The organism is Actinospineispora eucalypti (assembly GCF_039543365.1).
Lineage (GTDB): Bacteria > Actinomycetota > Actinomycetes > Mycobacteriales > Pseudonocardiaceae > Pseudonocardia > Pseudonocardia eucalypti.
The window spans coordinates 75,209-88,731 of the sequence record NZ_BAABJP010000037.1 but is presented as its reverse complement, the minus strand read 5'-3'; the positions used below and the strand labels follow the sequence as shown (position 1 = coordinate 88,731).

At 70.6% G+C, this 13,523-nt stretch carries 10 protein-coding genes; 5 read left to right on the top strand and 5 right to left on the bottom strand.

Annotated elements, in window-relative coordinates:
• Positions 1-20: 20 nt before the first annotated feature.
• The 5 genes from ABEB12_RS29385 to ABEB12_RS29365 all read right to left on the bottom strand — a co-directional run bounded on the left by ABEB12_RS29385 (position 21) and on the right by ABEB12_RS29365 (position 8,162).
• Complete coding sequence (locus ABEB12_RS29385; RefSeq protein ID WP_185059829.1) at positions 21-1,718, bottom strand: formate--tetrahydrofolate ligase; 1,698 nt, start codon at positions 1,716-1,718, stop codon at positions 21-23.
• A 14-nt stretch (positions 1,719-1,732) separates the two neighbouring features.
• Positions 1,733-5,203: a 2Fe-2S iron-sulfur cluster-binding protein gene (locus tag ABEB12_RS29380; RefSeq protein WP_185059828.1), complete on the bottom strand. Its 3,471-nt coding sequence runs from the start codon at positions 5,201-5,203 to the stop codon at positions 1,733-1,735.
• Entirely contained in the window at positions 5,200-5,442 is a 243-nt protein-coding gene (locus ABEB12_RS29375) for a sarcosine oxidase subunit delta (protein WP_185059827.1), read from the bottom strand. Before ABEB12_RS29375 ends, ABEB12_RS29380 begins: the two co-directional genes overlap by 4 nt.
• 73 nt (positions 5,443-5,515) lie before the next feature.
• Complete coding sequence (locus ABEB12_RS29370) at positions 5,516-6,784, bottom strand: sarcosine oxidase subunit beta family protein (protein WP_185059826.1); 1,269 nt, start codon at positions 6,782-6,784, stop codon at positions 5,516-5,518.
• 736 nt (positions 6,785-7,520) lie between these two features.
• Positions 7,521-8,162, bottom strand: a complete 642-nt coding sequence (locus ABEB12_RS29365; protein ID WP_185059825.1) for a helix-turn-helix domain-containing protein — start codon at positions 8,160-8,162, stop codon at positions 7,521-7,523.
• A gap of 118 nt (positions 8,163-8,280) precedes the next feature.
• On the opposite strand from ABEB12_RS29365, the gene ABEB12_RS29360 reads away from it, so the two are divergent.
• The 5 genes from ABEB12_RS29360 (at position 8,281) to ABEB12_RS29340 (ending at position 13,510) form a co-directional block, all read left to right on the top strand.
• Entirely contained in the window at positions 8,281-9,678 is a 1,398-nt protein-coding gene (locus tag ABEB12_RS29360) for a type I glutamate--ammonia ligase (RefSeq protein ID WP_185059824.1), read from the top strand.
• 14 nt (positions 9,679-9,692) lie between these two features.
• Positions 9,693-10,664, top strand: coding sequence for a class II glutamine amidotransferase (locus ABEB12_RS29355; protein ID WP_221497597.1), 972 nt, complete (start codon positions 9,693-9,695; stop codon positions 10,662-10,664).
• A complete protein-coding gene (locus ABEB12_RS29350) occupies positions 10,661-11,440 on the top strand; it encodes a GltB/FmdC/FwdC-like GXGXG domain-containing protein (protein WP_185059823.1) in 780 nt (259 codons plus the stop codon). The genes ABEB12_RS29355 and ABEB12_RS29350 overlap by 4 nt, the downstream gene beginning before the upstream one ends.
• Before the next feature lie 167 nt (positions 11,441-11,607).
• The gene (locus ABEB12_RS29345) at positions 11,608-12,999 is read left to right on the top strand and encodes a glutamate synthase-related protein (protein ID WP_185059822.1); all 1,392 of its coding nucleotides are present in this window, start codon (positions 11,608-11,610) and stop codon (positions 12,997-12,999) included.
• Positions 12,992-13,510, top strand: coding sequence for a hypothetical protein (locus ABEB12_RS29340; RefSeq protein ID WP_185059821.1), 519 nt, complete (start codon positions 12,992-12,994; stop codon positions 13,508-13,510). Before ABEB12_RS29345 ends, ABEB12_RS29340 begins: the two co-directional genes overlap by 8 nt.
• Positions 13,511-13,523 lie beyond the last annotated feature (13 nt).

Below are 13,523 nucleotides of genomic sequence, written 5' to 3'. Positions count from 1 at the left end.
CAGGCATGCAGGCATTTCCCTCAGGAGAGGCCTACTATCTCGCCGTTCTCGTCCAGGTCGATGTGGTGGGCGGCGGGGTCGGCGCCCAGGCCGGGCATCGTTCGCATGTCGCCACAGATGGGGTAGATGAAGCCGGCGCCCACTGAGGCGCGGACCTCGCGGACGGGCAGGCGCCAGCCGGTGGGGGCGCCCTTCAGCGAGGCGTCCGAGGAGATGGAGAGGTGGGTCTTGGCGATGCACACCGGCAGGTTGCCGAAGCCGTTCGCCTCGTAGCTGTCCAGCTGGCGGGACGCGCTCAGGTCGTAGTCCACGCCGTCCGCGCCGTACACCTTCCCCGCCACGATCTCGATCTTCTCCCGCAGCGAGGCCTCGTCCGGGTAGAGGAACCGGAAGTCCGATGGCTCCTCGGCCGCCTCGGCCACCGCCCGGGCCAGCTCGGTGGCGCCCGCGCCGCCGTCCGCGAAGTGGGTGCACACCGCCGACCGGGCGCCCATCTCCTCGGCGATCGCCGCGATCGCCGCATGCTCGGAGGGGTGGTCGTCCGGGAAGGCGTTGATCGCCACCACCGGGGACACCCCGTGCAGCCGGATGTTCTCGATCTGTTTGCGCAGGTTGGCGCCGCCGGCGAGCACCTCGTCCGGGTTCTCCTCGAGCAGCGCGGGCGGCAGCGGTTTGCCGGCCACGATGCGGTGCACGCCGGAGTGCGCCTTCAGCGCGCGCACCGTGGCCACCACCACCGCCGCGTCCGGCTTCAGCCCGGACGCCCGGCACTTGATGTTGAAGAACCGCTCCGCGCCCATGTCCGCGCCGAAGCCGGCCTCGGTGATGAGGTAGTCGCCGCCGTGGATGCCGATCAGGTCGGCGACCACCGAGGAGTTGCCGTGCGCGATGTTGCCGAACGGCCCGGCGTGCACCAGCACCGGCGTGTTCTCCAGCGTCTGCATCAGGTTCGGCTTCAGCGCGTCGCGCATGATCACCGCCATGGCGCCGGCGCCGCCGATGTCCTCGGCGGTGACCGGTTCACCGGTGCGCGTGTAGCCGACCACGATCCGGCCCATCCGGGCGCGCATCTCCGGCAGTGACCGGGCCAGCGCGAAGATGGCCATCACCTCGGAGGCGGCGGTGATGTCGAAGCCGGTCTGCCGGGGCACCCCGTCCAGCCGGGAACCCAGGCCGACGATCACATTGCGCAGCACCCGGTCGTTCACGTCCAGCACCCGCCGCCAGGTGATCCGGTGCTGGTCGAGGCCGCGTTTGTTGCCCTGGTAGAGGTGGTTGTCCAGCACGGCGGAGAGCATGTTGTGCGCCTCGGTGACGGCATGGAAGTCGCCGGTCAGGTGCAGGTTCAGGATCTCCATCGGCACGACCTGGCTGTAGCCGCCGCCGGCCGCGCCGCCCTTGATGCCGAAGGTCGGCCCCATGGACGGCTGGCGGATGGCCACGGTGGCCTTCTTGCCGATGTGCCGCATGGCCTGGCCGAGACCCACCGTGGTGGTGGTCTTGCCCTCGCCCAGCGGGGTCGGGGTGATCGCGGAGACCACCACGTACTTGGCCCGCGGCGCCTCGGCCAGCTCGTCGATCGCCTCCAGCCGGATCTTCACCACGTCCCGGCCGTACGGCTCGAGCAGGTGGCCGCCGATGCCCATCTCGGCGGCCACGTCCTCGATCGGTTTGAGCTGAGCGCCTCGGGCGATCTGCAGGTCACTCGGGAACGGCATGGTCGTGTGCCCCCTCATACTTGTTGGACGCCGAACTCCGCGCCGGCTTCGAGCAGCGCCCCCCACAGGTACTGGCCCGAGGAACGCTCGCAGTGCAGCAGGTAGCTCGGTGTGTCACCCCGATCATCCCGGACCAGGTCGGTCACCAGGCGGGCCACCGAGGTGCGCAGCGCCGCGCCGTCCGGGGTCACGTCGTCGGCCAGGTCGATGGCGCACACCTTGGCCAGCAGGTCGGCGGCGCGCTCGCCGGTCAGCCGGAGCAGCGCGCGCCCGTGGGTCAGGTCCACCACGCCGACGCCGTCCTCGGTGGCCAGCTCGGTGGTGAGCCGTTGGGCCAACCCCGGCGCACCGAGCACCAGCCACTCACCCGGGCCGGAGCCGACCACCAGGGTGTCCGCCGGGCCGCGTGCGGTCCGGCCGAACCGGGTGCCCAGTGCGGCGCCGACCGGCCCGTCCGGGGCGGCCCGGACCTGCACCTTGGTCAACGCCGACTCGTCGGTGAGGGTCAGCGTCCCGGTGCCGTCCCCCGCTGAACCGACTGAACCACCCTGCTGAACGGACTGAATCAGGGTTGTTGGTTGGAAGGGGGATGCGGGCGGAGGGAGGGTGAAGGTGCGGGCGGGGCCGATGGGGGCGCCGGTGTCCAGTTGCTGGCGCTTGCCCTCGGGGTCGACGGCGGCCAGCTCCTCGGTGACCTCGGCGTCCGTGTGGGTGCCGTCCGGGAGGCGGATGGTGACCCGGCTGCCCGGCTCCGCGACCGAGGCGTCCACCTGGCCCAGGCACACCGCCCGGCCCAGGGTCGGGGACATCCGGCTGGACGTGACCCGCCCGAGGATTCGGCCCGCGGCGACGATCTGGCTGGCCTCCGGCGGCACCACGGCGGCGGACAGCGGGGCCAGCCCGACCAGCCGGGGGCCGTCGCCGCGCTCCGCCTGCCAGGCCAGCTCCGGGCGGCCCACGAAGTCCGGCTTGTCCAGCTTGACCGCCCAGTCCAGGCCGGCGGAGTAGGCCCTGGTCAACCCGTCGGTGTCCTGCCCGACGATCAGGTGCCCCTTCTCCAGCCGCAGGATCCGCTGCGCCTCCACCCCGAACGGGGCGACGCCCAGGTCCTCCCCGTGGGCGAGCAGCGCCTCCCACACGTGCAGCCCGTAGCCGGCCGGCACGTGCAGCTCGTAGGACAGCTCGCCGGTGAAGCCGATCCGCCACAGCACGCAGTCCGGCACACCGGCCACCGTGCCGGTGCGCACGTTCATGTAGCCGAACGCCTCGGCGGACAGGTCCACATCGCCGACCAGCCGGCCGAGCAGCTCCCGGGACCGGGGGCCGGCCACGTTGATGCTGGCGTAACCGGTGGTCACCGGCGTGACGTGGACCCGCCAGTCCGGGTGCTCGGTCTGCAGCCAGTTCTCCACCCATTCCCACACCGCGCCGGCACCGGAGGAGGTGGTGGACATCAGGTAGTGGTCCTCGCCCAGCCGGCCGGTGACGCCGTCGTCCATGACCACGCCGTCCTCGGCGCACATCACGCCGTAGCGCACCCGGCCGATGCCCAGCTTGGACCACTTGTTCACGTAGAGCAGGTTCAGCAGCTTGGGCACGTCCGGGCCGCGCAGGTCCAGCTTGCCGATCGGGGTGACGTCGATGATGCCCACCCGCTCGCGGACCGTGCGCACCTCGCCGGCCGGGTCGCCGTAGTGGTCCGGGCGCACCCACTGGCCCGCGACCAGCGGTTTCGCTCCGTGCGCCGCGTGCCACGGCTGCATCGGCGAATACCGCACCGGTTCGAAGATCCGCCCGGCCAGCGCGCCCAGGGTGACCGGCACGTGCATCGGGCGCCAGGTGGTGGTGCCAGTCTCGGCGATGCTCCGGCCCGTTGCCTCGGCCAGGACCGCCACGGTGTTCACCGTCTCCAGCTTGCCCTGGACCGGGCCCATGGTCGCGGTGGTGTAGCGCTTCACCAGCTCCACCGAGTCGTAGCCCTCGCGCGCGGCGCTGAACAGGTCCTTGGACGAGACGTCCTCGGAGAAGTCGACCATGCCGTGGGTGCGGGCGCGGAACAGCTCGGGATGCTCGGGCTCGGCCAGCGGCGGGATCCGCACCGGAGCGACCACCGGTTCCTCGGGCGGCGAGGCCGCCCGCGTAGGCAGGAGTGCCAACCGGGCGGTCCGCCAGCCCAGTGCGCGTCGCGCGGCCTCGGCGCCGACCGCCCTCGCGTGTCCGACCAGCTCGTCGCGGGAACCGTCGCCGGCCAGCCCGCCGGCCACCATCACCGACTCGCCGTGCTCGCCGCCCGGACGGAACCGGGCCGCGCGCGGCGAGTAGACCGGACGGTCGCCGGCCATGTTGAGCAGGGCGGTCGGCGCGGTCCAGCCGGTCGCGGTGACCAGCAGGTCGGCCTCGACGCGCCGCCCGTCGGCCAGCTCAACGGCGCGTACTCCGGAACGCCCGCGTACCAGGGAAACGCCCCCGCCGGCCCGCGCGTCCACCAGCTCGGCCACCTCGACGCCGGCCCGGCGCAGGTCCTCGGCCGCCGCGTCGCCCTCTTCATTGGCGGAAAGCACCACGGCCCGCGAACCCGGCCGCACCGAGTACAGGTTCACCAGCCGGCGCACGGCGGTGGACAGCATCACGCCCGGCACGTCGTTGCCGGCGAACACGTACGGCCGCTCGATCAGCCCGGGGGCCACCACGAGCACCCCGGCCCTGGCCTTGACCAGCCGTTCCATAGCGGCGCCCCGTTGCACCACGGCGACCCAGTTGTCGTCGTAGCGGGCCAGCACCGACGAGTCGGTGAGCACCTCGATGCCCTCGTCGCGGGCCACCTCGTCGCGCAGCTGCGCCAGCGCGGCCAGCTCGCCCGGGCCGCCCCAGCGCAGGTGCCCGCCGAGCTGGTGCTCCTCCTCCACCAGCATCACCCGCGCGCCCGCCCCGGCGGCCGCCACCGCGGCGGCCATGCCGGCCGGGCCACCGCCGGCGACCAGCACGTCCGGGTGGGCGTACCGCTTGTCCGGGTGCTCATGCCCGCCGAAGCCGGGCGCACCGATCGCGCCGCCGTGCGCGAACCGCTGCAGCACCCGCTCGTAGACCGGCCACAGCGGCGCCGGCGACATGAACGTCTTGTAGTAGAAGCCGGCGGAGAGGAACCGCCCGGCCAGCTCATTGGCCGCCTTCACGTCGAAGCGCAGCGACGGCCAGGTGTTCTGCGAGCTCACCCGCATGCCCTCGGCCAGCAGCCGGTGCGCGGCGCGCACGTTCGGCTCGTCGCCGACCTGCAGGATCGTCCCCGGGTCGTGCATGTTGGCGGTGAGCAGGCCACGCGGGCGGTGGTACTTGAAGCTACGGGAGAACACCCGCTCGCCGGCGGCGGCCAGCGCGGACACGATCGTGTCGCCGGGGTGGCCGGTGAACGGGCGGCCGTTCCAGGTGAACGCCAACGAGCGGGACCGGTCGATCACTTCCCCGGGTTGGGCGGGCAGGCGGGTCATCGGGCCGGCCTCGTTTCGTTGGTGACGGTGTGCCGGTTCAGCCGGAAGTACCGCCGGCAGCCGGAGCCGTGGTACCACGTCTCCTCGGTCCAGCCGCTGGTGTTGCGCCGCAGGTAGAGGTACTCGCGCCACGCCTCCGGGGTCACCGTCTCCGGGTCCGGCCGGGCCACCACCTCACCCACGTGCCGGAACTCCGAGACGTTGCGCGGCCCGCACCACGGGCAGGGCAACAACACCATCTGTCCTCCCTTCGGTCGGACCCGTGAGTGGCGAGTAGCGCTATGACGTCACTCGCCACTCACGAGCGAAGCATCAGTGGCCCACCGCGGCGGCGCCCTTTTCCCCGACCAGTTCGCCGCGCTCGAACCGGTCCAGCCCGAACGACCCGATCAGCTCGGCGGGGCGGCCGGTGGCGATCGTCTCGGCCATGGTCTCCCCGGAGACCGGGCCGGCCTTGAACCCGTAGGTGCCCCAGCCGACGTCCACGTAGAAGCCGTCCACCGGGGTCGGCCCCATGATCGGCGAGTAGTCCGGGGTCATGTCGCACAGCCCGGCCCACTGGCGCAGTAGCCGCATCTTGGACAGCGCGGGCATCAGCTCGAGCACGTGACCGGCCAGCCCCTCCACGAAGTCCAGCGAGCCGCGCATCGAGTAGGAGGTGAACGGGTCCACGCTGGCCCCGAACACCAGCTCGCCCCGGTCGGTCTGGCTGACGTAGACGTGCAGCGTGCCGGACACCACCACGGAGTGCAGGAACGGCCGGACCGGCTCGGTGACCGCCGCCTGCAGCGGCGAGGTGGTCACCGGCATGCGCACGCCGGCCATGTCGGAGATCAGGGAGGACCAGCCGGCGGTGGCGTTCAGCACCGCGCCGGTGGCGATGTCGCCCCGGGTGGTGCGCACCTTGGCGACCCGCCCGCCCTGCACGTCGATGCCGGTCACCTCGGTGCGCTGGTGCAGGTGCACGCCCAGGGCGTCGGCGGCGCGCGCGTACCCCCAGTTCACCGCGTCGTGCCGGATGATCCCGCCGGGCGGGTGGTAGAGCGCGCCCATGATCGGGTAGCGGGTGTGCGGCGAGGTGTCCAGGTACGGGACCAGTTTCTTGATCTCGTCGGGGTCGATCACGCTGGAGTCCACGCCCTGCAGCTTGTTCACCTCGGCCCGCCAGTGCATGGTGCGCCGCGAGCTGTCGTTGTGGGCCAGGGTGAGGTGTCCGCGCCGGGAGAACATGACGTTGTAGTTCAGCTCGGCGGCCAGGTTCCGGTACAACTCCATGGACCGGTCGTAGAACCGGACGCCCTCCGGGGTGAGGTAGTTGGACCGCAGGATCGCGGTGTTGCGCCCCGACCCGCCGCCCCCCAGGTAGCCCTTGTCCAGCACGGCGACGTTGGTGATCCCGTGGTTGGCGGCCAGGTAGTAGGCGCAGGCCAGGCCGTGCACGCCGCCGCCGATGATCACCACGTCGTACCGGTCGCGCAGGTCGTGCTCGCGCCACGCCCTCGGCCAGTCCTGGGAAGGCCGCAGGCCGTGCCGGAGCAGGGCGAACGCGGAATATCGCTTGGACTTGGACCGGGTTGCCACGGCGCCGCCTCTCGTCTCTCGACGAGTTTGGAGGCTACGACATGGAGTGAACTTTTTCTACTGCCAGTTGACTCGATCCTCAATCTCGCGCCCCCCGGCGACAGCGTCAGGCGAGCGGCGGTGCCGGCTTAAAGATCGGCTTGGACGGCCCGGCTGGGCGGTCTGGCGCGGCTTTGGTGCGGCCCGTTGCGTTTGTCCGGGCACCCGACCCACCCCCTTCGTGACACACGGTGACGACGAAGAGGGCATCCGAACGGTCCGGGACCACCTCAACTCGCCGAGAGCTGGTTCAGTCCCCTCTGATCATGAAAAATACCGGACTGAGCTAGCTCTCGACGAAGACGGCCACGCAGCCGCCCGCAACCTGACGACACTCCGTAACCAACGCACGAAACCCTCGCCCAACCTCACGCAACGGGCCGCACCAAAGCCGCGCCAGACCACCCAGCCGCGCCGTCCAAGCCGATCTTTAAACCAAGACCCGGTCCACCCGACGCCGCACAAGAAGCCGCGACGCCGCACAGCTCGCACCATGTGCGACGCCACGGTCCGCTGTGCGGCGCCGGAGCGGGGCCGGTCGGGGCGCCGGAGCAGGGCGGTCGGGGCGCCGGAGCGGGGCGGTCGGGGCGTCGGAGCGGGGCGTCGGAGCGGGGCGTCGGAGCGGGGCGGTCGGGGCGCCGGATCGGGGCGCCGGAGTCGGGGCGCCGGAGTCGGGGCGCCGGAGTCGGGCGTCGGGCTACTGGCTGGGGGTCACCGACTTGACCGCGAGGAACTGGATGGGCAGCGTGATGAGCTCGCCGGGACCGTGGGTCACCTCGCCGATGAACTGCAGCGCGTCCCCCGGCTCCAGCAGGTAGCGGGCGCTGCCGCAGCAGTACTCCATCTTGCCGGCGATCATGAAGATCAGCTCGGTGCCGGCGTGCTGGTAGAGCGGGAACGGGTCGGCGTCCCTGGTGGTCAGGGTGACCAGCATCGGCTCGAGGCTGTCGTGCGGGGCGCGCATGGTGCCCAGCGTCTGGTAGCGGTGCCCCACCCCGGACCGCCGGTGCTGGATGTCGATCCCGCTGCCCGCCTTCACCAGGATCACGTCCTGCTCCTCGGACAGCCCCCGGAAGAACGCGGTGACCGGCACGGACAACGCCTCGGACAGCCGCGCGAGCGTGGCCAGACTGGGCGAGGTCTGCGCGTTCTCGATCTTGTAGAGCATGCCCTTGGAGAGGCCGCACTCGTCGGCCAGCTGGTTCACCGTCCAGCCGTGCCGCCGCCGGAACTCGCGCACCCGTTCCGCGATGACCGCACCGAGGGCGGCCTCGATTTCTGACCCACCGGAGCCCGTCGGCTCGCGCTCCGGCTCGGCCGCGATCGACTCGACGCTCATCGGCTCCCCCGTCCATGACGCTCGAGTTAAAACTCTCGGCTAGCGGTTGTCTCTTCTGACGGCACAGAGTTTACTGCTTGTCTACGGACGTGACCCACCACACAGCCGAGAGGCGACGATGCCCACTGCTCTGGAACAGTTCCTTGCCCAGGACGGCCGAGACGAGGCTATCGAGCGGATCCGCCGCCAGATCGACGAGTCGGGCGTCAGCTATATCTACTACCAGTTCGTCTCGGTCACCGGCCGGATCATGGGCAAGGGAGCCCCGGCCGCGCACTGGGAACGGTTCGCCACGCACGGGTTCCAGCTGGTCTACGGCTCGACCGCGAACCTGTTCATCGACCGTCACGGGGATTACATCGGCTACGGCCCGGAGTCCCGCGAGCTGGTCGGGCTGCCCGAGGCGGAGACGTTCTGCGTGCTGCCGTGGGACCCGAAGACCGCGCGGGTGTTCTGCACCCTGTTCCGGGGCCGCGAGGAGGAGGACGACCCGGGTGGCCACCTGAGCTCGGACTGCCGGGGCAACCTGAAGCGCATCCACGCCGAGTTCGAGGCGGAGACCGGCTACCACCTGCGCGCCGGCACCGAGCCGGAGATGATGTGGCTCAAGCTGAACCCCGACGGCACCCCCTCGGTGGAGGGCAAGACCAAGCCGTACTGCTACCACATCGACCAGTTCTCCGAGCTCCAGCCGCTGATCCACAAGGTGATGGAGTACGCCGGGGCGATGGGCCTGGACATGATCCAGGGCGACCACGAGGACGCGCCCGGGCAGCTGGAGCTGAACTGGCAGTTCGACCGGGCCGAGTACACCGCCGACCGGCTCACCACCTACCGGCAGATCTGCAAGCAGGTGGGCCGGGAGATGGGCGCGTTCCCGTGCTTCATGCCCAAGCCGTTCATGGGGGTGTCGGCGAACGGCTGCCACCACAACATCTCGCTCTGGCAGGGGGACACCAACGTGTTCCTGCCCGAGGGCGACAACCCGCGCATGCCGTCCAAGCTGGGGCTGGCCGCGATCGGCGGCGTGCTGCACCACCTGGACGCGCTGACCTGCCTGACCTCGCCCACGGTGAACTCCTACCGGCGCATGTGGGACACCGGCTTCTGGGCGCCGCTGTACGCGGACTGGGGTTACCAGAACCGCACCACCGCGCTGCGGGTCAGCTCGCCGGACCGGTTCGAGTACCGCTCGGTGGACTCCTCGGTGAACCCGTACCTGTCCATGGCCGGGCTGCTCAAGGCGATGGGTGACGGCATCCGACGCAACCTGGACCCCGGGCCGCCCGAGGAACGCAACATCTACGAAGCGATGGCCGAGGGCAAGGAGGTCCGCAAGATCCCCATGACGCTGGGTGACGCGCTGGCCGCGCTGGAGCAGGACGACGTGATCAAGGCCGCCCTGCCCGGCGAGATGTACAGCGTATTCAGCCACTACAAGCGGGACGAGTGGGAGCGCTTCTGCGCGACGGTGACCGACTGGGACGTCAAGGAGTACCTGGACATCCTGCCCTAGGGAGGGGGACCCATATGTGCGGAATCGCGGGGATAATTTATCTCGGCCAAGGAGGTCGCGAGCCTTCCGGCGACCACCCCAACCGGGGGCAGGAAGGTCCGCTGGGCCACGACATGGCGCGCATGCTGCACGCCATGCGGCACCGGGGGCCGGACTCCACCGGCTACGCGCTGTACGGGCCGCCGAGCGAGCTGATCGTGATGCGGTTCAAGCTGGCCGACCCGACGGACAAGCGGGACTTCGACTTCAGCGAGCGGCTGGAGCGCAACCGGCGCGAGGTGGAGGCCCGGCTGGCCAAGCTGGGCGCCACCATCGACCGGGTGGAGGGCGAGTCCGAGTACGCCTACCGGGCCACCTTCCGCTACACCGGCGAGCTGAAGCCACTGGCCGACTTCGTGGAGGACGTGCCGGGGGCCGAAGTGCTCTCCCTCGGCCACTCGCTGGAGATCGTGAAGGACCTCGGTGACGCCAGGACCGTCGCCGAGCAGTACCGCCTGGAGTCCTTCCGGGGCACACACGCCATCGGGCACGTGCGGATGGCCACCGAGTCGGACGTGGACATCGCCGGGGCGCACCCGTACTGGGCCTACCCGTTCTCCGACGTGGCCGTGGTGCACAACGGCCAGCTGACCAACTACCACCAGTGGCGGCGCCGGCTGGAGCGGCTGGGCCACCGGTTCCAGTCCGAGTGCGACTCGGAGATCATCGCGGTGTACATCGCGCAGCGGATGGCCGACGGGGACTCCCTGGAGACCGCGATGAAGCAGAGCCTGGACGAGCTGGACGGCGTGTTCACCTACCTGGTGGTCACCGAGAACCAGCTGGGCGTGGCCAAGGACGAGATGGCCGCCAAGCCGCTGGTGCTCTACGAGGCCGACGACATGGTGGCCATGGCCTCCGAGGAGGTCGCCATCCGCGCGGTGGTGAACCGGGAGATCGACACCTACGACCCCTACGAGCGGGAAGTGAGGGTGTGGAGCCGATGACGACCAGCACCCGCGCGGTGGACCACCGGGGCCTGGCCGAACCGGACGCCGAGGCGCCTTGCACCGCTACCATCACCGGCCACAGCGCCGAGTTCGACGCCGCCGAGCTGACCCCCCGGCTGATCAACCTGGAGCTGCGCCGGCTGCTCTACACCGAGGGGATCACCGAGGTCACCGTGCGCAACCCGGGCGCCCGCCACTCGGTGGCGGTCGGGCTGCTCACCCGCTGCCGGATCACCATCGACGGCAGCCTGGGCTACTTCGGCGTCGGCCTGATCGACGGGCCGGAGATCCACATCACCGGCCGGGTGGGCTGGTCGGTGGCGGAGAACATGATGTCGGGCGTCGTGGTGATCGACAAGAACGCCGGGTCGCTCACCGGCGCCGCGCTGCGCGGCGGGGACCTGGTGGTGCGCGGTCACGTGGGCGCGCGCACGGGGATCGACCAGAAGGGCGGCACGATCATCGTGGGCGGCAACGCCGGCTCGATGACCGGGTTCATGATGCAGCGCGGCCGGCAGATCATCTGCGGCGACGTCGGCCCGGGGCTGGGCGACTCGATGTACGACGGGGCGATCTACGTGGCCGGCAAGGTGGCCTCGCTGGGCGTGGACTGCGTGGAGGCCGAGTTCACGCCCGAGGACCAGGAGCTGGTCGACCGCAAGTTCGGCATCTACCGGATGGACCGGCCGGAGAAGTTCCGCAAGTTCGTCTGCGGCCGAATGCTGTGGAACTACGACAACCTCGAACCCAGCGAGCGGAAGTTGGTCCTCTGACGTCGTCAGAGGACCCCGTGAGTGGCGAGTGTGGCTATAGCCATCTTCGGCACTCACAGGCGCCGGAGGCGCAAGTACTCCTGTGAGTGCCGAAGATGGCTACCGCTTCGCGGCGCCGAAGGCGTAGCCACACTCGCCACTCACGGGCCCGACCAGAGGGAGGGCATATGGCAGACGACAAGCACGTGCTGGGGCACAGCCGGATCTTCACCCCCGAGGTGATCAACGACATCCACACCAAGTCCGAGCTGGGCCGGTACCGGATGCGCGGCTTCTCCATGTTCAAGCCGATCCCGCACTGGGACGAGCTGATGTTCCTGCCCGGCACGCTCACCCGGTTCGTGATCGAGGGCTACCGGGAGAAGTGCGTGACCAAGACCGTGCTGGGCGCCCGCTTCGCGCGCAAACCCCTCGAGCTGGACATTCCGGTCTACATCACCGGGATGAGCTTCGGCGCCCTGTCCCTGGAGGCCAAGATGGCGCTGGCCAAGGGCGCCTCCATGGCCGGCACCGCGACCTGTTCCGGCGAGGGCGGCATGATCCCGCCCGAGCGGGACCTGTCCACCAAGTGGTACTACCAGGTGATCCAGAGCCGGTACGGGTTCAACCCGCACCACCTGATGCTGGCCGACGGCGTGGAGTTCTTCATCGGCCAGGGCTGCAAGGTCGGCCTGGGCGGGCACCTGATGGGGCAGAAGGTGACCGAGCAGGTCGCCGAGATGCGCTCGCTGCCCGCCGGTATCGACCAACGGAGCCCGGCGCGGCATCCGGACTGGCTCGGCCCCGATGACCTGTCGCTGAAGGTCCAGGAGATCCGCGAGGCCACCGACTACCAGGTGCCGATCCAGCTCAAACTGGGTGCCGCGCGGGTCTACGACGACGTCCGCATGGCCGCCAAGTGCGGGCCGGACATCATCTACCTGGACGGCGCCGAAGGGGGCACCGGGGCCGGGCCGCACATCGCCGCCGAGGAGACCGGGGTGCCGCTGATGGCGGCGATCCCGGAGGCGCGCCGCGCGCTGGAGGACGTCGGGCTGGCCGACGAGATCGACCTGGTGGTGGCCGGCGGCATCCGCAACGGCGGCGACATCGCCAAGTGCCTGGCGCTGGGCGCCACGGCGGTGGCCATCGGGCACTCGGCGCTGATGGCGCTGAACTGCAACAAGGAGATCCCCGGGGTCACCGACTACGAGGGAACCGTGGGTGTTCCGGCCGGCAAGTGCTACCACTGCCACACCGGCCGCTGCCCGGTCGGCGTGGCCACCCAGGACGTCGAGCTGCGCCGGCGGCTGGAGGTGGACTCGGCGGCCGAGCGGGTCTACAACTTCCTGCACACCCTCACCCTGGAGGTGCAGATGTTGGCCCGCGCCTGCGGCAAGACCAACGTGCACAGCCTGGAGCCGGAGGACCTGTGCGCGCTGACCACCGAGGCGGCCGCGATGGCCAAGGTGCCGCTGGCCGGCACGTCGTACATCCCCGGCGTGACCGAGGAGGCGACCCTGGTCGAGATCAAGGAGCTGCTGGCCAAGCAGCTGGCCAACGGGAGTCGCGATGCGTGAGAGCAGCGCCGGCGGAACGAACCTCGGCACCGAGTCGACCGAGCCGAAGGCGCCGAGGGCGCCGAGGGCGCCGAGGGCGCCGAGGGCGCCGAGGGCGCCGAGGGCGAGCATCGACACCGAGGAGCTCACCGGGCGCACCTTCCCCTACCAGTTCGACCGCTCGCTGGTGGACGACGTGGATCTGCTCGCGGCCACCCCGGGCGAGGACCTGAACTGGCTGGAGGACGTGCACCTGATGACCGAGGACGGCATGCCGGCCGTCTTCGACCGCTACACGAACGCCTTCCTGAAGATCCACTTCGATATTCCGGAAGGACGGGGGGACGAGTACGCCCGCAAGGTGCTGATCAAGCACCTGCGGGAGGGCAACTCGTACGGCATCTGGTTGAAGCACGCGCACGCCAAGTTCCCGCAGCCCGAGCTGGGTTCCTGGCTGGCCGGGTCGGCCACCGTCGGTACCGAATGGAAGCCGCCCGTACTCCCCGGCTGGGAGCCACCCGCCGGTCACTAAGGTCCCTCAACCC